The sequence below is a fragment of the Streptomyces sp. NBC_00400 genome (genome assembly GCF_036048035.1).
In the GTDB taxonomy this organism is placed as follows: domain Bacteria; phylum Actinomycetota; class Actinomycetes; order Streptomycetales; family Streptomycetaceae; genus Streptomyces.
Window position 1 is genome coordinate 1,047,661 of the sequence record NZ_CP107940.1, and the last position, 19,852, is coordinate 1,067,512.

Below are 19,852 nucleotides of genomic sequence, written 5' to 3' on the forward strand. Positions count from 1 at the left end.
AGGGGAAGCCACCATGACCGCCACCAAGGGCCATCACATCGAGGTCAGGCAGGGCACCGACCACGTCCGCGTCACGGTCGGCGGCCGGCTGCTTGCCGACAGCCGCCGCCCGCTCCTCCTCCAGGAGACCGGCTACCCCGTGCGCTACTACCTCCCGCCCGAGGACGTCCGCACCGATCTGCTGACACCGTCCGAAACGCACACCGTCTGCCCCTTCAAGGGCACCGCCTCCTACTGGTCGCTTCCCGACGGTCCCGAGGACATCGCATGGGCCTACCCGCAGCCGCGTCCCGCGGTGGCGCAGATCAAAGATCACTTCTGCTTCTACGAGGTCGACCCGGACTGAGCCGGGTGCGGGAGCGGGCCCCCTCCCGCGCCGCGGAACCCCACCACGGCGCACAATCGAAGGGTGAACGACGCGGAGCGACCCCACGACGAGCCCGGCACCTCCCGCGAGCCCGGCGCGCCGCCACCGCACGAGGGCGGCGACCCGGCCTGCTGGCTGGACCAGGTGTGCGACGCCTGCGGCCGGATCCGCGAACGGCCCCGCAGCGCAGTCTGCGCGCACTGCGGGGCCGGGCCGGACGGGACGACGGCGGGGACGGTGGGGGCGGCGCCGGGCGGGGCGGGCTCATCCGCCACCGGCCGGCGGGCCCCCCGCCGGGATCGCGACGAGGAAGGCCGGGCCCGCAACGCCCGCCCGCGCGACGGCCTCGGCCGGCCGCTGCCGTACGGCTCCCCGGGCGTGGCACGGCAGCCGGAGGGGGTGTCCCGTACGCCCGCGCAGTCGCTGGCCGAGGCACAGCGGCTGCTCGACGACGGGATGCCGTTCCACGCCCATGAGGTGCTGGAGGACGCCTGGAAGGCGGCTCCGGAGGCGGAGCGGGAGCTGTGGCGGGGGCTCGCCCAGCTCGCGGTGGGCCTCACCCATGCGGCGCGGGGCAATGCCGTGGGCGGTACGGCACTGCTCGACCGGGGTACGGCGGCCCTGGCGCCGTATGCGGACGCCGTCCCGTACGGGATCGATATCGCGGGACTGATGTCGTGGGCCGGGAAGCTGACCGGACGTCTGACCGGCACCGGGGCGGCCGTACCGGCGGCACAGACCGCGCCCCGGCTGTGCGCCACCGGGCACGACGCCGGGGACCGCCCCACCGGCAACGGGACCGGCGACCGCCCCGGCGCGGCCGGCTGACGCCGGGCTCCGCCGGGACGAGCGGAGCTGCGGCCGCACTGTCGTACGCCACAGGCCACCGGACACGGCAAGCGACCACCGGCCCCGGGACCACCGGTCAGGGCGATCGCTCACCGGCCCCCGGCCCAAGGGCCTACACCGCGCCTCGCCCCTGTCCGCGGCGCCCGCGGGCCTGGCGCCACCGGCCGAGCAGCGCGCCCAGGCCGAGGGCCGCGACGCAGGCAGAGCCCGCGCCCAGGACGAGGGTGGAGCGCCTGGGCGGACCGCCGCGTGCTTCGGCCCCGGTGACCTCGGCGGCCGCCGGGTGGAGCGGGGCGCCGCCTTCGTAGGAGGTGCGGACGGCGTGCAGGGTGCCCACCGGCTGGGTCTTTCCGGCGGTGTCGAAGCCCCAGTCCAGCAGCGAACCGGCTTCCTTGTAGACGGCGTTGTTCTCGTTCGACTGCGGGTTCAGCACGGTGACCAGCAGGGTGCGGCCGTTCCGCCGGGCGGCGGCGATCAGGGTGTTGCCGGCCTTGCTGGTGTAGCCGTTCTTGACCCCGATGATGCCGGGGTAGCGGGACAGTCCGTGCGAGCCCACCAGTATCCGGTTGGTGTTCTCGATCATGGTGGTGCCGCCGCCGGGGAAGGCAGCGCGGGTGGTGGCGCAGTAGCGGGCGAAGTCGTCGTTGACGAGTCCGGCGCGGGCGAAGACGGTCAGGTCGTACGCCGAGGACACCTGGCCGGGCGCGTCATAGCCGTCCGGGGACTTGACGGTGGTGTCGCGCGCTCCGAGTTTGGCGGCGGTCTCCTGCATCTCCTGCGCAGTGGTCCGCCAGCCGCCGTTCATCGCGGCCAGCACGTGCACCGCATCGTTGCCGGAGCGCAGGAAGACGCCGCGCCACAGGTCGGCGACGGAGTAGCGGCGGCCCTCCTTGACGCCGACGACGCTGCTGCCGCTCCCGATGCCCGCCAGGTCCGCCGAGCTGACCCGGCGTACGGCGCCGGCCGAGAACTTCGGCAGGACGGTGACCGCGAACAGCGTCTTGAGGGTGCTGGCCGGGGGGAGCTTGCGGTGGGCGTTCTTCGCGGCCAGCACGCTGCCGGTGTCCGCGTCGGCCACCATCCAGGACAGGGCGGACAGACCGCCGGGCAGCCTCGGTGTGCCGGGGGCGGCGACGGCCTGCACCCCGGTCCCGGCCGCGGCGGGCTGACGGGACGTCGAGTCGTGCGCAGCGGCCGGTATGGACGTGAGCGACACAGCGGCGGCGGCGATCAGGGTCATCGCCGCTGCCTTCTTGGACACACGCGCGTCAATTGCCATGCCGTCACGCTAAGAAGCGGCGCCGCGGGCCGCAGCACAGTTGAGCCAGACGGACCACGCGGCGTGCCGTGCACCCGGCGTGTCGCAACTGCAACGGCTGCAAAGAGGGACCCGCCCGGTGCGACGGGGGATGCACACCGGGCGGGTCTCAGGAACCTTTCTACCTCATGAGCGAACGGTTATGCCTCAAAAACTTGTTCGTTCGCCGTTCAGAAGGCGACGGGGAGCGAAATCAGGCCACGTGACCGCAGGGACCGGCGATGCCGCAAATGGCCACGCGGGACGTCCAGACGCAGCCCCGGAAAGCGGTCGAGGAGCGCTTCCAGCGCGATGGCCGCCTCCATACGGGCCAGCGGGGCGCCGAGGCAGTAGTGGATGCCGTGTCCCAGTGCGAGGTGCCCCGAGAGGTCCCGGCCGCGGTCGAAAGTGTCCGGATCCGCAAAGCGCGCCGGGTCGCGGTTCGCGGACGCTATCGACAGCAGCACACTCTCCCCGGCCGCGATCCGTACGCCGCCGATCTCCAGGTCCTCCTTGGGGAAGCGGCGGATCGACAGGGGGCCGGGCCCGTCGAAGCGAAGGAACTCCTCCACGGCGGCGGGGAGTTCGGCCGGATTGTGCTGCAGCCGGCGGAGCTGGTCGGGGTGGTCGAGCAGGGTGAGCACGGCGTTGCCGATGAGGTGGACGGTGTTCTCGTATCCGGCGAAGAGGATGAGGAAGGCGAGCGAGGTCAGCTCGTCCTCGGTGAGCCGCACGCCGCCCGCTCCGTCACCCCCCTCGCCACCGGTCCGGTCGTCGCGTACCGCGATCAGATCCGAGAACAGATCGTCGCTCGGCTCCGCGCGCTTGGCCGCGATCAGGCCGGTGAAGAACTCCCACATCGCCCCGATCGCCTCCTTCATCAGCTCCGGCCGGCTCGGATCCGGTGTGAAGAGTGCGTTCGACCAGGCCAGGAAGTCGCGGCGGTCGCGGTGCGGGATGCCGAGCAGATCGTAGATCACAGTGATCGGCAGCGGACCCGCGTAATCGGTCATCAGATCCGCCCGGCCGCGCTCCGCCATCGCGTCCAGCAACTCGTCGGCGACCTGCCGTACGGGCACCCGCAGCGCCTCGACCCGGCCCGGGGTGAAGGCCTTGGCCACCAGGCGGCGGATCCGTGTGTGGTCCGGTGGATCCATGTTCAGCAGATTGGCGTCCAGCGCGGGCGGCAGCGAGAAGCCGCGGTAACCGCCGGGCGCGGCATGTTTCTTGTCCAGGGAGAGCCGCGGGTCCGCGAGAGCCCGACGGACGTCGTCGTAGCGGGTGACGAGCCAGGCGGGGTGCCCGTCGGCGCCGGTGATCCGGTGCACCGGGCCGGCCTCGCGCAGCGCGGCGTAGGCAGCGTACGGGTCGCCGTCGAGGAGCGGCGTCACGTCGACGGGGGCATCGGATCCGGTATCGGCGGTGTTCGGCATGATCCCGACCTTAGGCCCTTACCGCCCCTACCCCCTCCGGCGGACCGTGCGCCAACCCTCCCAAGTCCCCGATTTCACAGGCCTTCTGGGGGCAGCGGCACCGATCCGCCGGACCGGTGCCGCCTGGGTGGTTCGGGCGGCCCGGACCCCCGTACCGGGCCACCCCGTCTGTGGGGTGCTTCCTCAGCGACGCGCCAGCGCGCTCCGCTGCCGCAGCTCGGTGAGCACGGTCTCGATCAACGGTGAGTGGTAGACGTCCGCGACCAATGCCAAGTGCTCGTACTCCGCGGTGAGTTCAGCCGGATCCGTGCCGCTGGAGACCACCACGCTGTCGGCCCCGTGGACGGGGACATGGCCCACCGCGCGGTTCTCCAGACCACGGCGGAGTGCGGCGGCCTCGGCGACAGCCGCCAGCTGCCGGTCGTCCAGGGCGACCGCACGGGCGCGTTCACGGGCGATGTCGAGGGCGTCGGACTCCACATGGCGGCGGATACCGCGCTGTACGTCCCGGATCTCGGCCATCTGGCGGTTAGCCCGCCACTCCAGATCCGCGAACGGCCACCGTGCCGCCCACGCCGAGGCCTCCATCGTGACCTCCGGGGAGCGGGCGGTGACGGTCCGCCAGAGCGGGGAGAGCCGTCGCAGCCGGCGCCAGGCGGCGACCCGGGGGCCGGCCGCCGGCAGCGCGAATCCGGCGAGGACCATGAGCGCCGCGACCGAGGCGCTGAGCGGGGCCACCCCGTTGGAGAGCCACAGCGCCGGGTGGCCCGTCCAGCACAGGACAAAGCCGATGACCTTGCAGCCGCAGTAGCCCAGGCCGAGCCAGCAGCCCGCGGCCAGCAACCGCAGACCGCGGGCCAGATACGTCGTGCCGAGCCGGGCGGCGAGCCGCGGGCACAGCGTCCCCAGGGCCGCCGAGCTCATGCCGAAGATGGCCAGATACAGCACCAGGAAGAGCATGACTCCGGGCGAGTCGGTGTAGGCGGTGCTGAAGTCGCGGGGGTGCTCGACGGCGTCCGGCCTGCCGACCACGAACCCGGTGATGGCCACCGCCCACAGCGCGGCCACGGCCCCGACGGCGGCGCGCGCTCTGGTCCGCGCACGGGCTCGCGCGGCCGCGCCCTCGCCCGCCGTCCAGCGCAGCAGCAGTACCAGCGCGCCCGCGGCGAACACCACGACGGAGGAGTAGAGGAAGACCATGGCGAGGTTGGCCACGCCGGCCAGCCGGTCGAAGGCGCGGTAGAGGCTCGGCGCGGAGAAGAGGAAGACCGTGGCCACACCACCGGTCATCAGGCAGGCCAGCCCCAGGTCGGCATTGCTCCGGTCGCGGAACCAGGCCCGGGACTTGTACCCGACGATCGCCCACGCCGCCACGCCGAACGACAGATAGATGACATCAAACACGCGGACCCCCGTCCCCTGCCGCGCCGGCACCGACACCGTCGCGCCCCGTACCGCCGGACGGCGCTTCCTCCCGCCGCCTGAGGTGCTGCAACGCAGGCCCGAGCGCCGCCGCCAGCTCGGCCGCCTGCCCCTCCAGAGGGAGTTCGCGCTCGCCCGCGGACGGCGCCACCCGTTCCATCAGCAGCGTGCCGAGCACTTCGGTCTCCCGCTCGGCGAGGTTGTCATAGCCGTGGTGCCGCGCGAAGCCCATGGTCAGCCCCATGCGCCGCATGGCGGTGGCCACATCGACCGAGGGCGTCCACAGCTTCAGCGCGTCCTCGGTGACCGCGGGGTCCTGGCCGTGCCCCAGAAGCAGATGACTCAGTTCGTGCAGCACGATGTGGGCCTGGTGCCAGGGAGAGGTCTTCAGCTCGTAGAAGACCCAGTAGCCGTCGTCGGTGACGGCCGTCATCCCCGAGACCACCCCGCCCAGGCTCATCGGCACCAGATGGACGGGCCGCGCCACCCGTGCGGCGACGATCTCGCACATCCCCCGTAGGTCGGTCGTGGCGGGCAGCGCCAGCTCCTTGATGAGCCGCTTGCACCGCCTGCGTATCTGCCCCACTCGCATGCTCGTCCCGTCCTCGTGTCCGGCCCGCTGCCAGGAAGCGAAAATCCGGCCGCGCTCAGCGGTCCGCGTCGGCTCACTCACCGTGCCGGTCACCGCCCTGCTCCGGCGGATCGGCCGGCAGGTTCATCTGCTGCCGGAACTGGGAGATGATCGTCGTCAGGCTGTCCTGCACCTCCGGCGGCAGCCCCACGGAGCGCAGCGCGATAGCGCGCACCCGCTGGTCCCGCATGGCGGCGAGGAAGCGGACCTCTTCCTCCACCCGCGCGGCCTGCGGCTGCGAGAGGTCCCCCAGCAGATAACCGACCGGTACGGCAAAGAACTTGGACAGCGCGCGCAGCAGCTCCGGGCTCGGGTTCGTCCGCCGGCCGTTGCGCAGCATCGACAGATACTGCTCGGTGACCTTGACGTCGCCGTACTCCTCGTCCCCGGCGCTGATCTCCTCGGCCACAAAGGCGTTGGTATACGGGGCCCCCGGCGGGTGCATATTCGCGAAGAGATGGCTCAGCCGCTCCGCGAGCGTGCTGCCCGCCTCGTCGCGCCGGCCGTCGTCCCCCACGCTCATGCCCACCGTCCCCCATCGATCGGCCCCAACGAACAGTTAAGGCGCCGTCACCGCCGTTCTCATCCTGGCACGGAGGGCACGCGGCGCACCAGTCCACTTACGGACAGTAGGGACCGCTGCGGCTTAACCAGGAGTTGAGCTGGATTTGAGGTTCGCCGCTAACCGGGGCGGCCGGCCGCCGCGCGGCTACTCCCGGCGGTGGTGAGTGCCCGGGGTGTATCCGTAGGCACGGCGGAAGACATCGATGAAGGCACTGGTGGAGGACCAGCCGCAGCGACGGGCGACGGCGGTGACAGATGTGCCGTCGGCGAGCATCTTCAGGGCGTGGTACAGCCGCAGTTGGGTGCGCCACTGGGGGAAGGTCATGCCGAGTTCGGAGCGGAAGAGGCGGCTGAGGGTGCGCTCCCCGGTGTGCGTGTGGGCGCCGACCTCGGCGAGGGTGCGGGGTTCGGCGGGGTCGTCGCGCAGGAGTGCGCAGACGGCAGCCAGCCGCGGGTCGGCGGGGGACGGCAGCTGTACGGGCTGCTGCGGCGAGGCGCGGAGCTGATCGAGGAGAACGGCGCGCAGGCGGCGGCGCTCCGGGCCGCTCTCGATGGGGTCGCGGGTGTAGGCGAGGATCAGCTCGCGCAGGAGGGGGCTGACGGCCAGGACGGTGGGCGCGTCCAGGCGCAGGGGGTTGTCGCCGACGGGCAGGCCGAGGGTGTGCAGATCGAGGTGGCCGTAGGCGCGGTGGGCGTGGACGGTGCCGGCGGGGACCCAAATGGCGCGGGTGCCGGGGGCGAACCAGGTGCCGGCGTCGGTGGTGACGGCGAGGACGCCGGAACCCGCGTAGACGATCTGGTGGTTGTCGTGACGGTGGGCCTCGATGCGTTCACCGGCCGCCAGCGCCAGCGTGTGGGTCGGCGCGGCAGGCGTGTGGCGGATATTCGGCATACGTTGGCACTTTATCGGAAGCGGGACAGCCGACGCGGCGGTGACGATCGGTGGGTGTCCACCAACCAGCTCCCAGCGCGCTCCACCGCCTCCCTCAAGCTGCTGTCCCTGAGCCACGCCTGCGTCGACATCTACCAGGGTGCCGTGGCCGCGCTCGTGCCGTTCTTCCTCTCCGAGCGGGCCTACACCTACGCCGCGGCCTCCGGCATCGTCCTGGCCGCCTCCCTGCTCTCCTCGGTGGCGCAGCCGTTGTTCGGCGCACTGACCGACCGACGGGCGATGCCCTGGCTGCTGCCCGTGAGCGCCCTGACCGCGGGCGTCGGCGTCGCCCTCAGCGGCATCGGCGGGTCCTACGCACTGACTCTGGCCGTCATCGCCGTCGCCGGTGTCGGGGTGGCGGCCTACCACCCCGAGTCCGCCCGTATCGCCCGTATCGCGAGCCGCGGCAGCCACACCGCCATGGGCCTGTTCTCCCTCGGCGGCAACATCGGCTTCGCGACCGCGCCGCTGATGGTCTCCGCCACGATCGCCACCGGCGGTCTGCGCGCCTCCCCGCTGCTGGTCGTCCCGGCCCTGGCCGGCGCCGCCCTGTGCGTGGCCGCGCTGCGGACCGTCCGCCTCCCCGCCCCGGCCGCAGCCACCTCCGGCGCCGGAGGCCGTCCGGCGGGCAAGGATGACTGGCCGGCCTTCCTCATGATGTCCGGCGCTGTCGTGTGCCGCTCGATCGTCTTCGTCGGCCTGAGCGCCTTCCTCTCCCTGTACGCACGCCAGCGCACCGGAGGAGGGGAATTCGCGGGCACCGCGGCCCTGTTCGTGCTCTACCTCGGCGGCGCGATCGGCACCGTCGCCGGAGGCCGGCTCGCCACCCGCTACGGCCGTATCACGGTGGTCCGCTGGTCCTACGCCCTGACCGTCCCCGCCGTCGCCGGCGTCGTCCTGGTCCCCGGCCCGCTCCTGTACCTGTTCACCGCCCTGACCTCGGCCGGCCTGTACGTGCCCTTCTCCCTGCACGTCACCCTCGGCCAGGACTACCTCCCGCGGCGCGTGGGCACCGCCGGCGGCGTCACCCTGGGCCTGACCGTCAGCGTCGGCGGCCTCGCCGGCCCGCTCATCGGCGCCGCCGCCGACGCCACCTCCCTGCAGACCGCCCTGACCCCGCTCATCGCCTTCCCCGCCCTGGGATGGCTGCTGCTGCGCACCCTGCACGAACCCGAGATGCCGGAAAACGTGTCGGCCACCGCCCCCGGCCCGCAGGGCAACACCACGCCCGTTTCCCGTTCGTGAGCCGGCTTTCCCAGACATATCCGTACAGCCGCCGCGGGGTGCCGTACTCGGCCGGGAGCCCGGGTGTCCGGCCGAGGGCCAGGTCCACAGCGGCCCCGCAGAGGTCGGCCCCAGGGGTGGCGGCCCGGAGCAGGTAAGGCCCGGACCCCGGTCATGGAGCGGCGGTGCCGTAGAACGCCTCGCTGACATAGGGGACTTCGATCCGTCCACCGTCCGCGTGACGCCTGCCCAGCTCGCGCACGCGGTTCAGGAACTCCGGGCCGACGGCAGCGAGGGCACACTGCGCCCGGGTGGAGGAGGCACTCATGGTGACGAACTCCTCGGCCGTCAGCGGCCGGCGCCACCGGGCCCTGACCGGACCCGACGTTCACCCGCCCTCGATGAGCCTGCGCACGGCCGCCTCGGCGTCCCGGTCATCGGGCAGGTAGCACAGCAGGTGATGACCGGGCTCGTCGACGGCCGCCAACTTGACGTAGCGCAGGCGCAGTTCGCCCGCGGTGGGATGTCTGAAGTGCCGCACGGCGGGACGGTAGACCGCCGTCTCCCGCCCGCCGTACCAGCGGGCCGCGTCCGCGTCCTGGGTGATCTCGGCGACGATCTCGGCGTACCGCCGGTCCGCGGGGTGGCGGGCCGCGTTGGCGCGGAACTGCCCCAGCAGATAGCGCGCCTCGGCCTCCCAGTTGACGATCAGGCTACGCGTGGGGGCCCAGCGGAACACCAGCCACGGCAGGTTGCGCCGCTTGGGCGGCAGCCGCGCGGGGTCGGTCAGCAGCGCCGCATAACCGGCGTTCCAGGCCAGCAGGTCCCAGTGCGGGTCGATGACCGCGGCCGGGTTGGGCGAGACCGACTCCACCAGCGACAACAGGTTGCGCGAAACCCAGCCCGGCGGCTCCCCTGCCGGTGCCGGGTCCTCGGTGAACGACAGGACGTGCGCGGTCTCCGCCTCGTCCAGCCGCAGGGCCCGCGCCACCGACCGCAGCACCTGCTCGGAGGTGCGCACCCGCCCCTGTTCCAGCCACGCGTACCAGGAGCTGCTGATGCCGGCCAGGTCGGCCACCTCGCCGCGGCGCAGCCCCGGGGTGCGGCGGCGCGGCGCCACCGGCAGGCCGAGCTCTGCCGGAGAAAGCCGTTCCCGGCGCGAACGCAGGAACGCGCCGAGCTCCCGGCGCAGAGCCTGCGCCGTACCGCCCTCGCCGGACGGCCGCTCCGCCCCGCCCATCACGCGCCCCCTTCCCCTCTCCGCCGGGCCACGGTGTTCGCACAGCGGCACACGGCCAAGGGTGTGAGCGATCGTAACCGCTTACGGCGACCATCCGGACGGCCCGGGTGGTGATCTTGAGGGGACCCGGTACCACCCGGGCACAGAACGGAAAGGAGCCTGGCTTCCCGTGACCACCGTCCCCACCACCGCACCCCCCAACTCCGTTTCCCTGTCCCCCCGTTCACTCCGGCTGCTGCGTTCGGCCGGATTCGTCAGCAACTTCGACCGCTTCTGCATCACGCCCATGCTGGTGCCCATCGCCGCCCAACTCGGCGCCGGCATGGCCACGGTCGTCCTCACGGCCAGCGTCTACTTCCTGTGCTACGGCCTGATGCAGCCGGTGTGGGGGCTGGCCAGTGACCGCCTGGGCCGGGTGCGGGTGATGCGGCTCTCGCTGTCGGCGGGCACCGTCTCCTCACTGCTGTCCGCCCTCGCCCCCGACCTCACGTTCCTGATCGTGGCCCGCGCCCTCGCCGGGGCCTGCTTCGCCGCCTGCGTACCGGCCTCGCTGAGCTACGTCGGTGACGTGGTGCCCGCCGAGGTCCGCCAGCGCCCGCTCAGCGACCTGATGACCGCCTTCTCCCTGGGGACCGCGCTGGGCACCGTGGTGGCCGGGGCGCTGGCGCACTACGCCGGCTGGCGCACGGTGTTCCTGCTGCCGGGCCTGGTCGCGGCCTACCTCGCCCGGGCGCTGCGACGCCTGGCCGAGCCCGAGCGGGAGCCCGCCGGATCCCTGCTGGCGCCCTTCCGCATCGTGCTGGCCTCGCGGTGGATGTGGTTCGTCATGGCGCTCGCCTTGGCCGAAGGCGCCGTACTGCTGGGGTTCTTGACGTACCTGGCGCCCGCGCTGGAGGCCCGGGGCGTGCCGACCGCCGTGGCCGGGGCGGTGTCCGCGCTGTACGGCGCGGGGGCGATGGCTTTCGCGCAGATGGTCAAGCGACTGGTGGGACGGTGGAGCCCGGCAGTGCTGATCCTGGCCGGCGGGGCTGCCGCGGCCGCGGCCTACGCCGCCGCAGCGACGAGCCGGTCCCTCCCGGCACTGGCGGTCACCGCACTCCTGCTGGGCGGCAGTTGGTCGTTCATGCACACCACGTTGCAGTCGTGGGCGATCGCCGTCGCCCCGGCGGCCAGGGCCACCGGCGTGGCGATGTTCGGGGTCAGCCTCTACGGCGGCAGCGCCCTCGCCAGCGGCCTGACGGCCACCACGGCGGCGGACCACAGGTACGGGCAGCTCTTCCTGATCGCCATGCTGTTGACGGTTCCGCTGACCCTCGCGGCGGTGGCGGGGCGCAGTCGGTACCGATGACCGGAGAACGCCGTGCCGGACGTCCGCCCCGGACATTCACCCGGGGGAGCCACCCGGCCGACCATGATCATTACCCGTGCGAGGCGCCGAAAGGGACCCGGGAACGATCAAGAGCCCTGCTTCACTCTCGTGAAACAAGGCTCTGACCTGCGACGATGGAGAGAACTCCCGTCGGGACGACAGGATTTGAACCTGCGACCCCTTGACCCCCAGTCAAGTGCGCTACCAAGCTGCGCCACGTCCCGGTGCCCGTTTCGGCCGGGAATCCCCGGCTGACCGCGCACGAGAACAATACCGCATGTCAGAGGGTGGGTGCTGCCATATCCCCGGGTCGGCACACGTACGGCCGACGGACGAGATGAGTACCCGTACTCATGCACCGCCGTCACGGCGCCGTCACGCTACGCGCATGACTACTCCATCGATTCAGCGGCCGACGACCACGGCCTTCTTCGTACAGGCCGCGATCTCCTTCGGGCTGTCGCTGGTGGCACTGGTGATCGGGATCATCAAACTGCCGGTGGGGCCCTGGGAGCGCGGCTTCCTCGCCATCGGCCTGGTCTTCGTCGTGTCCTCGGCGTTCACCCTGGCCAAGTGCATCCGCGACCGCCAGGAGGTCGAAGAGGTGACGAACCGGGTGGACAAGGCCCGGATCGACAAGATCCTCATCGAGCAGGACGTCTTCAAGCCGGGGCAGGTCTGACCCGGCGACCGGGGCCGCGGCCCTGACGTCCGGGCCGCGGCCCCGGTTCCGGGCCGCGGCCCGGGCCCGGGCGGTGCTCAGACGTGCTTGTCGAGCCAGGCCAGCAGGTCGTCCTGGACCTCGTCACGGTTGGTCTCGTTCAGGATCTCGTGGCGGGCGTCCGGATAGGCCCGCCAGGTCAGATCACGGGTGCCCAGATAGCGGAAGTCCTCCAGGATTTCATGGACCAAAGTCATCCGCTGATGACAGGGGTCCTGGTCGCCGACGGCGAGGTGGACGGGCAGTCCGCGCGGGATGCGGCCGAGGTGTGCCGGGTCGTTGATCTTGCGGATGGCGCGCACCCAGTCGACGGTGAGACCGGCGCAGAACGGGAAGCCGCAGTCCTCGTCGGCAACGTAGGCGTCCACCTCGGCGGCGTCGCGGGAGAGCCATTCGAAGCCGGTGCGGTGCGGAAAGGCGTCGTTGAAGGAGCTGAAGGTGCGCGGAATGAAGGAGGAGAGCGCGCCACGGCCGTGCCGGACGATCTCCTGGTCCAGTTCGTCGACGGCGCCGTCGAGGTCCAGGCCTGGCAGGGTGCGGAAGGCGCCGGTGAGGATCAGTCCGGCGAGGTCGGCGCCGTACTCCTCGGCGTAGTCGCGGGCCAGCATCGCGCCCATGCTGTGGCCGAGCAGCACCAGCGGGACGCCGGGGTGGGCGGCGGCCGCATGGTTGCCGACGCCCTTGAGGTCGCTGACGATCGCCCGCCAGGCGTCCTCGCCGACCACCCCGCGGCCGCCGGTGGAGGCGGCAGTGGCGCCGTGGCCCCGGTGGTCGGAGGCGAGGACGGCATAGCCGTGGCCGGTCAGGAAGCGCGCGAAGCGGTCGTAGCGCCGGCCGTGTTCCGCGGCGCCGTGGGCGATCTGGACCAGGGCGCGCGGGTGACCGGACGGCGGGAGCCAGGTGTAGGTGGCGATACGGGCGCCGTCCGGGGCCTGGTGGAAGTCCTGCTGCATGGCCTGCATGGCGTCGTCTCCTGACTGCCGGGGCGGTGACTGACGGGCGGTGACTGACGGGCGGTGGCTGACGGGCGGTGGCTGACGAGTCGTCGGCGCCCACTCTTGCGCGCGGGGCGGCGGTGCGCCATGGGGCGCGCGTGGCGTGGTTGCCCCCGTCCCCGGGCGGCGTGACACGATCGGCCGGTTCTTTGATGACTCTGTGCCGCAACCCCCCTTCGCAGGAGGAACGTTGGACACCACGGATCGTTTCGCGGACCGTTTCGAGGATCATTTCGAGAACTCCCCCCTTCCCCCCGCGCCGCTGTCCCGCCGCAGATTTCTGCAGGGCACCGCCTCGGCCGCCGCGGCGGCGGGTCTGGCGGGCGTCACGGCTCCCGGCGCCTGGGCGCAGGACGCCGGCGCAAGCGGCGCCGCACTGTCCTTCACGGCCGCGACCAATGGCGCCGCCTCGCTCTCCCCGGCCGGTGACCGGCTGGTCGCCGAGGTCCAGAACGTCCTGTGGTCCCTGCCGCGGGCCGGTGGCGACGCGGTGGCGCTGACCCCGCCCGACCTGGAGCCCACCCGTCCGGTGTACTCCCCCGACGGCCGCCGGATCGCCGTCTGCGCCTACCGGGGCGGCACCTTCCATCTGTGGACGCTCGCCGCCGACGGCTCCGGTCTCCGGCAGCTGACCGACGGCCCGTGGGACGACCGCGGCCCCGCCTGGTCACCCGACGGCACCCGGATCGCCTTCGCCTCGGAGCGGGGCGGGGACGCGGTGGCCGGCAGCCCGTACCGGATCTGGGTGCTGGAGGTGACGACGCAAAGGCTGACGCGGGTGACCGGGCTGCCCGGTCAGGAGGGCCCTCACCAGGACGCCGCCTGGGAGGACTTCGACCCCTGCTGGTCGCCGGACGGCGCACGGATCGTGTTCGTACGGGGGCGGGTGACGGGCGCGGCGCTGGTCTCCCGCACCGTCGCCTCCGTGCCGGCCGACGGGCGGGGCGCGGTGCGCACCGAGCACACCGAGACGGCGACCGCGCAGGTGATGGCGCCGGCGCTGTCCCCCACGGGACGGCTCGCCCACCTGCGGACCACGGACTATCCGGGGCCCACCTGCGCGCTGGTGGTGGACGGCGGGAGGGTCGCGGTCGACGGCGATGTGGAGCCGGTGCCGCCGCGCTGGGTCTCGCGGGACGAGCTGCTGCTGACGGTCGGCGGACGGTTCCGGATCGTCCGGCCCGATGCCCCGCAGCACGCCGAGACCATCCCGTTCGCCGCGCGGCTGCCGCTGGACCGCCCCCGCTACCGCGTCAAGGACTACGGCTTCGAGCGGACGGCCGCCGGTCCGGTGCGCGGGGTGCACCTGCCCGCGCTCTCTCCCGACGGCCGCAAGGTCGCCTTCGCCGCGCTCAACGGGCTCTGGATCGCGCCCACTTCGGGCGGCGGCGCCCCGCGCAGGATCGTCCGGGCCGACGCCACCCGCTACGTCCTGGCGCCGAGCTGGTCGCGCGACGGGCGGGCGCTGCTCTACGCCGACGACCGGGACGGACTGTTCGCGGTGCGCCGCCGCGATCTCGCTTCCGGCGAGGAGACGGTACTGGCCGCCGGCGGCCGGGTGCAGCCCGCGCTGTCGCCGGACGGCGGACGCCTGGCCGCCCTGGACATGTCCGGAAATCTCGTTGTACGAACGCTGTCCGACGGCCAGGAGAAGGTACGGGCCGCACCGATGGGCGCCGGCGGACTGCCCGGCCGTCCCAGCTGGTCACCGGACGGGCGCTACCTCGCGTACTGCGACCGCATCCGCCTCAACCGCCGCTTCCGCGAGGGCTACAACGTCATCCGGATCGTCGACACCGAGACCGGCAAGGACCGGCTGCACCCGGTCGCCGAGCACGTGTCGATCGCCGACCGCTATGACTCGGGGCCGGTCTGGTCGCCCGACGGGCACTGGCTGGCCGTGATCGTCGAGTCCGCCCTGTGGGTGCTGCCGGTGCGGCCCGACGGCACGCCGGAGGGTGCGCCGCGGCAGCTGACGGAGGAGAGCGCCGACCATCCGTCGTGGTCCGGGGACTCCGGCACGCTCCTGTATCTCTCGGCCGGGAAACTGCGGCTGATCGGGGTGTCCGGCGGCGTGGCACGGACCGTCCCGGTGTCCCTGGGGCACCGGCCCGCGCGCGCCCGGGACACCGTGGTGCACGCGGGCCGGTTCTGGGACGGCACCGGCGACGAGGTGCGCGAGGACGTCGATGTGGTGGTGCGGGACGGGCGGATCACCGCGGTGGAGGCGCACCGCCCGGCCCGGTCCGGCGCCGCCCGCCGGGTGGACGCCTCCGGGCAGACCGTGCTGCCCGGCCTGTGGGACGCCCACACGCACCCCTGGCAGGTGACCTACGGCGGGCGGCAGACCGCGCTGCAGCTCGCCTACGGCATCACCACCGCCGTCTCCTGCGGGGGCTTCTCCTATGAACAGGCCCGCCTCCGGGAGGCCGTGGCGGCCGGCGCACTCGCCGGGCCCCGCCTGCTGACCTGCGGCGAGCTGCTGGACGGCGCCCGGGTCGCGTACAGCATGGGGCGGGCGCACCGTACCCGTGCGGGGCTGCGCCGCTCGCTGGAGCGCGGCGCGGCCCTGGACTGGGACTTCGTCAAGACCTATGTACGGGCGCCGGGCTGGGTGATGGAGGAGGCCGCCCGCTTCGCCCACCAGCGGCTCGGGGTCCGGGCGGGGAGCCATCTGCTCTCCCCCGGAGTCCAGCTCGGCCAGGACCTGACGACCCATCTGCAGGCCACCCAGCGACTGGAGTTCGGCCATGCCGTCAGTGGCTCCGGGCACGCTTACCAGGACGTCGAGGAGGTCTACACCGGCACCGGCTTCCACCTTCTCGCCACGCCGTTCTCCGCGGCCGCGCTGCTCGGTGACGATCCGGCACTGGCCGACGATGTGCGGGTCACCCGGCTGATGCCGCCCTGGGACACCGCACTCGTACGGGAGAACGCCGGCCATCGCCCCACCCCGGCACAGTTGGCCGACATCGACACCGAGGTCGGCGTCTACCGGCGGGTGCTGGAGGGCGGCGGGCTGGTCGCGCTGGGTACGGACCAGCCCCTGGTGCCGGTGGGACTGGGCCTGCACCTGTGCCTGCGGGCGCTGCACCGCGGCGGCCTCAGCGTGAGCCGGACGCTGCGCACGGCGACCGCGCTGCCCGCCCGGGTGTTCGGCGCACAGCGGGATCTGGGGACCCTGGAGGTCGGCAAGCTCGGCGATATGACCCTGGTGGACGGCGATCCGTTCCGGGACTTCGACTCGCTGGTGCGGACCTCGGCGGTCCTGCGCGGCGGACGGCTGTTCGCCCAGCGGGAGCTGACCGGCTCCTTCCCGGCCCCCGCCGCCCGTTCGCTGCGATCGGCCGGCACCGACTGGCTGGAGGTGGGCCGGCAGCAGCGCCGCGAGTCCTGCTGCAACGTCTCACACTGATGCGCAAAACCCCGCCGCGGCCGGGTGGGAGGCGTGGGGTGGCGCGGTTCCGGAGCCCTCGGAACCGCGCCACGGTCGTCCTCGCATCCGGGGGTGGTGCGCATCTGCTTCGCGCTTCAACTCTTCACTTAAATGCACCCAGTTGATGTTTTATGCGCCCCGCAGTAGGTATGCCAACGGGTATTGCACGGGGTAAGCGAAAGATCACTTTCCGGAACGTTCGCTGCGACGACACCACCGGGTGCCGTCCGAGGCGTGATGCGACCAGCACGGGGGAGATCGCGAAGGAGGGGCTCGTCTTGCACCGCTACTTCACGGACCAGCGGCATGAGGTACTCCGGCACCAGGTGCGGGAGTTCGCCGAGAGGGAGGTCCGCCCCCGGGTGGCAGAAATGGAGGCGAACCGTTCCGTGTGCCATGACCTCTCGCGCCAGATCGCGCGGCAGGGCTGGATAGGCGCGACCGTGCACCGCGCCTACGGCGGAATGGGAGCCGGCCATGTCGCCAAGACCCTGATCATCGAAGAGCTCTCCCGGGTGAGCGCCGCGATGGGCGCCATGGTGCAGGCGTCGCAGCTGGGCGTCGCAAAGATCGTCCACTTCGGCAGCGAGGAGCAGAAGAAGACCTGGCTGCCCGCCATAGCCTCCGGCGACTGCCTGCCGACCATCGCGGTCACCGAACCGCAGTCCGGCGGCCATGTGCTGGGCATGACCACCACCGCCGTCCGCGACGGCGACGACTACGTCCTCAACGGCCGGAAGATCTACGTCGGCAACAGCCATGTCGGCGACCTCCACGGCGTGGTGGCCCGCACCGGCGAGGGCTCCAAGGGCCTGTCGGCGTTCCTCGTCGAGTCCGACAGACCGGGCTTCCGGGTCGGGCCGCAGCAGCCCGCGATGGGGCTGCACGGCTTCAGCTTCGGCGAGCTGTTCTTCGACAACTGCCGCATTCCAGCGGCGAATCTGCTGGGCCGGGAGGGCGACGGCCTGTCGGTCGCCTACTCCTCCAGCGTGCTGTACGGACGGCCGAATCTGACCGCCGTATCGCTGGGCATCCATCAGGCGGTGCTGGACGAGACCACGGCGTTCTGCGCCGAGCGGCAGCGCTACGGCAAACCGCTGGCCGACCTCGGCAACATCAAGCTCAAGCTCGGCCGCATCCAGTCGCGGCTGCTGCTGTCCCGGCTGTCCGCGTACCACGCGGTACACCTCCTGGACCAGGGGCTGCCGTGCGATGCGGAGCTGATGAACGCCAAACTGGTCAATGTGGAGTCGGCGCTGGAGTCGGCGCGCGACGCGATGGACATCCACGCCGCCTGCGGGCTGTTCACCGACCGGCCGGTGGAGCGCTTCCTGCGCGACGCCCACCACATCTTCGCGCCGGCCGGCACCTCCGACATCCAGTTGCTGCGCCTGGGCGAACTGGCCCTGGGACGGGCACGGGGCGAGTGGTCCAGCCGGCTGGCGGATCTGCTGCGGCTGGAGCCCTCGGAGTGGCCCGAGGAGGGCGACGCCCCCGCGGACGTACCGGCTCCCGCCGGGCGGGGCGAGGACACCCCGGCCACGGTGCCGGGCCAGCGCACCGGCCCGGTGTCCGGGCGCTCGTGGTGCGTCCGGCCGAGATGAGCGGCAGCCTCGGTCATGGGGTGCGCGGTCACCGGCAGCCGGCCGATGCCGCGGCCCCGGGCCGGGCGTCCGGCTCCAGGGGATGTCTCCTCTGAAGCCGGACGCGCCGGGCACCGGGGCCGGATTCCGTACCGGGGAGGCGCCCTTGGGGAGGCCTCCCCAAGGGCGCCTCCTCAGGCGTCGCTCTGCTGCTTCTCCATGCGGTTGATCTGCTCGACGAGTTCGGCGGCCATCGCCTTGATGGTCTCCAGCCCTTCCCGGCCCCAGGGGCGTGGTTCGAGGTCCACGACGCAGACGGTGCCCAGCGCCATCCCCGTACGGTCGATCAGCGGCGCCCCGAGGTAGGAGCGGATGCCGATCTCGTCCACGACGGGGTTGCCGGCGAACCGCGGATAATCGCAGACGTCCTCCAGCACCAGGGCCTTCCGGCGGACGATGACATGCGGGCAGTACCCGTGGTCTCGGTCCATCACCCGGCCCGGCTGGGCGCTGGCGGGCGCAGGACCCAGCTCGACGGCCCGGTCCTGCGCGGGGGTGTAGAGGCCGGCGAAGTACTGCCGCCGCTCGTCGATGAAGTTGACCATCGAGTACGGCGCCCGGGTGGTCCGGGCGAGCTTGCGGGCGAACTCGTCGAAGGCGGGCAGCGGCGACTCCCCGATCCCCAGGGCGCGCAGCCGGGCGACCCGCGCCGGGGCCTCGTCGTCCTGCGGGGTGAGCAGCAGATGGCGCGTCGGATCGTAGGAGAGGTACGGGACGCGGGAGGCGGGGTGGTTCACGGCAGCTCCGGGGTCGCGGCGAGGGCGGGGGTGAGCAGATGCTGGACGAGCGAGACCAGGACGTGGGTGGCCGAGCTGCACCGGCGGGCGTCGCAGAGCACGACGGGGATGTGGGGAGAGATGTCCATGGCGGTGCGGACCTCGTCCGGGTCGTAGTGGTAGGAGCCGTCGAACTCGTTGACGGCGACGATGAATTGGATACCGCGCCGTTCGAAGAAGTCGACGGCCGCGAAGCACTGGTCCAGGCGCCGGGTGTCGGCGAGGATGACCGCGCCGAGCGCACCGTTGGACAGCTCGTCCCACATGAACCAGAAGCGCTGCTGCCCCGGCGTCCCGAAGAGATAGAGGATGTGCGCGGGGCTGAGCGTGATCCGGCCGAAGTCCATGGCGACGGTGGTGGTGTCCTTGTTCTCGACACCCGCCAGATCGTCCGTACCCACGCTGATCTGGGTCAGGAGCTCTTCCGTGCTCAGCGGCTCGATCTCGCTCACCGCGCCGACAAAGGTCGTCTTGCCGACCCCGAAGCCCCCCGCGACCAGGATTTTGAGCGCGGTGGGGAAGAGGTCGGCCGAGGGGTCCCCCGGGGTGTGGGGGTCACAGTCGTTTGCGAAGTCCATTCAGCACCGCCTCCAGCAGGGCTCGGTCGGTACGGGACGCGGGCCCTGCCGAAACGGCTGCGGGGGCCCGCGCGGTGAGCGCCCCGCAGTCGACGAGGTCGGCGAGGAGCACTTTGGTGACCACGGCGGGCAGCCGTATGTGGGCGGCGATCTCCGCGACGGAGACCGGCCCGCCGCACAGCCCCAGCACCTGGGCGTAGTCGGGGCCCTGGCAGGAAACGGGCCGTCGGCCGGTGGCCATCACCATGGTCAGCAGGTCGAAGTGCGCCGTCGGACGGGTCCGGCCGTTGCTGACGGTGTACGGGCGGACCAGCCGGCCCGCCGCGTCGTCATACCACGGCTCCCCGCCCTGCCGCCGTCGGCGACGCACGGTCAT

19 protein-coding genes and 1 tRNA gene are annotated in these 19,852 nt (G+C 72.5%); 7 read left to right on the forward strand and 13 right to left on the reverse strand.

Translation table 11 applies throughout. From position 1 onward, the window contains the following. Positions 1 to 13 precede the first annotated feature (13 nt). Both OHS81_RS04675 and OHS81_RS04680 read left to right on the forward strand, forming a co-directional pair. Entirely contained in the window at positions 14 to 346 is a 333-nt protein-coding gene (locus OHS81_RS04675) for a DUF427 domain-containing protein (RefSeq protein ID WP_328382705.1), read from the forward strand. Between the two features lie 258 nt (positions 347 to 604). Continuing rightward, the gene (locus OHS81_RS04680; RefSeq protein ID WP_328390898.1) at positions 605 to 1,195 is read left to right on the forward strand and encodes a DUF309 domain-containing protein; all 591 of its coding nucleotides are present in this window, start codon (positions 605 to 607) and stop codon (positions 1,193 to 1,195) included. Positions 1,196 to 1,328: 133 nt separating this feature from the next. Here the strand turns inward: OHS81_RS04680 and OHS81_RS04685 are convergent, their stop codons facing one another. The 6 genes from OHS81_RS04685 to OHS81_RS04710 form a co-directional block, all read right to left on the reverse strand. Next, positions 1,329 to 2,495, reverse strand: coding sequence for a D-alanyl-D-alanine carboxypeptidase family protein (locus tag OHS81_RS04685; protein WP_328382707.1), 1,167 nt, complete (start codon positions 2,493 to 2,495; stop codon positions 1,329 to 1,331). A 209-nt stretch (positions 2,496 to 2,704) separates the two neighbouring features. Next, positions 2,705 to 3,946 carry a cytochrome P450 family protein gene (locus tag OHS81_RS04690; RefSeq protein WP_328382709.1) on the reverse strand — a complete coding sequence of 414 codons (1,242 nt, stop codon included), beginning with the start codon at positions 3,944 to 3,946 and terminating at the stop codon, positions 2,705 to 2,707. 183 nt (positions 3,947 to 4,129) lie between these two features. Continuing rightward, positions 4,130 to 5,350, reverse strand: coding sequence for an MAB_1171c family putative transporter (locus tag OHS81_RS04695; RefSeq protein ID WP_328382711.1), 1,221 nt, complete (start codon positions 5,348 to 5,350; stop codon positions 4,130 to 4,132). Then, positions 5,343 to 5,954: a hypothetical protein gene (locus OHS81_RS04700; RefSeq protein ID WP_328390899.1), complete on the reverse strand. Its 612-nt coding sequence runs from the start codon at positions 5,952 to 5,954 to the stop codon at positions 5,343 to 5,345. The genes OHS81_RS04695 and OHS81_RS04700 overlap by 8 nt, the downstream gene beginning before the upstream one ends. Before the next feature lie 79 nt (positions 5,955 to 6,033). Continuing rightward, entirely contained in the window at positions 6,034 to 6,522 is a 489-nt protein-coding gene (locus tag OHS81_RS04705) for a helix-turn-helix domain-containing protein (RefSeq protein WP_328382713.1), read from the reverse strand. A gap of 186 nt (positions 6,523 to 6,708) precedes the next feature. After that, positions 6,709 to 7,455, reverse strand: coding sequence for an AraC family transcriptional regulator (locus OHS81_RS04710; RefSeq protein ID WP_328382715.1), 747 nt, complete (start codon positions 7,453 to 7,455; stop codon positions 6,709 to 6,711). Positions 7,456 to 7,509: 54 nt separating this feature from the next. Between OHS81_RS04710 and OHS81_RS04715 the strand changes: the two genes are divergently transcribed. Further along, positions 7,510 to 8,739, forward strand: a complete 1,230-nt coding sequence (locus OHS81_RS04715) for an MFS transporter (protein ID WP_328382716.1) — start codon at positions 7,510 to 7,512, stop codon at positions 8,737 to 8,739. A gap of 151 nt (positions 8,740 to 8,890) precedes the next feature. On the opposite strand, the gene OHS81_RS04720 is transcribed toward OHS81_RS04715, so the two are convergent. Both OHS81_RS04720 and OHS81_RS04725 read right to left on the reverse strand, forming a co-directional pair. Then, positions 8,891 to 9,046, reverse strand: a complete 156-nt coding sequence (locus OHS81_RS04720; RefSeq protein ID WP_328382717.1) for a hypothetical protein — start codon at positions 9,044 to 9,046, stop codon at positions 8,891 to 8,893. A gap of 60 nt (positions 9,047 to 9,106) precedes the next feature. After that, entirely contained in the window at positions 9,107 to 9,958 is an 852-nt protein-coding gene (locus OHS81_RS04725; protein ID WP_328382719.1) for a helix-turn-helix transcriptional regulator, read from the reverse strand. Positions 9,959 to 10,127: 169 nt separating this feature from the next. Between OHS81_RS04725 and OHS81_RS04730 the strand changes: the two genes are divergently transcribed. Next, on the forward strand, positions 10,128 to 11,306 hold the full coding sequence (locus OHS81_RS04730; protein ID WP_328382721.1) for an MFS transporter: 1,179 nt from the start codon (positions 10,128 to 10,130) through the stop codon (positions 11,304 to 11,306). Positions 11,307 to 11,477: 171 nt separating this feature from the next. On the opposite strand, the gene OHS81_RS04735 is transcribed toward OHS81_RS04730, so the two are convergent. Further along, a tRNA-Pro gene (locus OHS81_RS04735) sits at positions 11,478 to 11,551 on the reverse strand. A gap of 164 nt (positions 11,552 to 11,715) precedes the next feature. On the opposite strand from OHS81_RS04735, the gene OHS81_RS04740 reads away from it, so the two are divergent. Then, positions 11,716 to 12,009 (forward strand): YiaA/YiaB family inner membrane protein, encoded by a 294-nt coding sequence (locus tag OHS81_RS04740; protein ID WP_328382723.1) that lies wholly within the window; start codon positions 11,716 to 11,718, stop codon positions 12,007 to 12,009. A 77-nt stretch (positions 12,010 to 12,086) separates the two neighbouring features. On the opposite strand, the gene OHS81_RS04745 is transcribed toward OHS81_RS04740, so the two are convergent. Continuing rightward, positions 12,087 to 13,010, reverse strand: coding sequence for an alpha/beta hydrolase (locus OHS81_RS04745; RefSeq protein ID WP_328382724.1), 924 nt, complete (start codon positions 13,008 to 13,010; stop codon positions 12,087 to 12,089). A 223-nt stretch (positions 13,011 to 13,233) separates the two neighbouring features. On the opposite strand from OHS81_RS04745, the gene OHS81_RS04750 reads away from it, so the two are divergent. After that, positions 13,234 to 16,458: an amidohydrolase family protein gene (locus OHS81_RS04750; protein WP_443058650.1), complete on the forward strand. Its 3,225-nt coding sequence runs from the start codon at positions 13,234 to 13,236 to the stop codon at positions 16,456 to 16,458. Between the two features lie 299 nt (positions 16,459 to 16,757). Beyond that, positions 16,758 to 18,083 carry an acyl-CoA dehydrogenase family protein gene (locus OHS81_RS04755; protein WP_328382725.1) on the forward strand — a complete coding sequence of 442 codons (1,326 nt, stop codon included), beginning with the start codon at positions 16,758 to 16,760 and terminating at the stop codon, positions 18,081 to 18,083. A 173-nt stretch (positions 18,084 to 18,256) separates the two neighbouring features. Here OHS81_RS04755 and OHS81_RS04760 read toward each other — a convergent pair whose 3' ends face one another. The 3 genes from OHS81_RS04760 to OHS81_RS04770 are packed head-to-tail and all read right to left on the reverse strand — an operon-like array spanning position 18,257 to position 19,852. Beyond that, positions 18,257 to 18,859: a GAF domain-containing protein gene (locus OHS81_RS04760; protein WP_328382727.1), complete on the reverse strand. Its 603-nt coding sequence runs from the start codon at positions 18,857 to 18,859 to the stop codon at positions 18,257 to 18,259. Then, a complete protein-coding gene (locus tag OHS81_RS04765) occupies positions 18,856 to 19,476 on the reverse strand; it encodes a GTP-binding protein (protein WP_328382729.1) in 621 nt (206 codons plus the stop codon). Before OHS81_RS04765 ends, OHS81_RS04760 begins: the two co-directional genes overlap by 4 nt. Beyond that, positions 19,454 to 19,852: a DUF742 domain-containing protein gene (locus OHS81_RS04770; RefSeq protein WP_088801078.1), complete on the reverse strand. Its 399-nt coding sequence runs from the start codon at positions 19,850 to 19,852 to the stop codon at positions 19,454 to 19,456. Before OHS81_RS04770 ends, OHS81_RS04765 begins: the two co-directional genes overlap by 23 nt.

Bases quoted from the DNA above. Each gene is read 5' to 3' on its own strand.
- OHS81_RS04690 (WP_328382709.1), bottom strand. From the start codon at position 3,946: ATGCCGAACACCGCCGATACCGGATCCGATGCCCCCGTCGACGTGACG.
- OHS81_RS04765 (WP_328382729.1), bottom strand. From the start codon at position 19,476: ATGGACTTCGCAAACGACTGTGACCCCCACACCCCGGGGGACCCCTCG.
- OHS81_RS04710 (WP_328382715.1), bottom strand. From the start codon at position 7,455: ATGCCGAATATCCGCCACACGCCTGCCGCGCCGACCCACACGCTGGCG.
- OHS81_RS04705 (WP_328382713.1), bottom strand. From the start codon at position 6,522: ATGAGCGTGGGGGACGACGGCCGGCGCGACGAGGCGGGCAGCACGCTC.
- OHS81_RS04745 (WP_328382724.1), bottom strand. From the start codon at position 13,010: ATGCAGGCCATGCAGCAGGACTTCCACCAGGCCCCGGACGGCGCCCGT.
- OHS81_RS04685 (WP_328382707.1), bottom strand. From the start codon at position 2,495: ATGGCAATTGACGCGCGTGTGTCCAAGAAGGCAGCGGCGATGACCCTG.
- OHS81_RS04740 (WP_328382723.1), top strand. From the start codon at position 11,716: ATGACTACTCCATCGATTCAGCGGCCGACGACCACGGCCTTCTTCGTA.
- OHS81_RS04725 (WP_328382719.1), bottom strand. From the start codon at position 9,958: ATGGGCGGGGCGGAGCGGCCGTCCGGCGAGGGCGGTACGGCGCAGGCT.
- OHS81_RS04675 (WP_328382705.1), top strand. From the start codon at position 14: ATGACCGCCACCAAGGGCCATCACATCGAGGTCAGGCAGGGCACCGAC.
- OHS81_RS04770 (WP_088801078.1), bottom strand. From the start codon at position 19,852: ATGACCGTGCGTCGCCGACGGCGGCAGGGCGGGGAGCCGTGGTATGAC.
- OHS81_RS04720 (WP_328382717.1), bottom strand. From the start codon at position 9,046: ATGAGTGCCTCCTCCACCCGGGCGCAGTGTGCCCTCGCTGCCGTCGGC.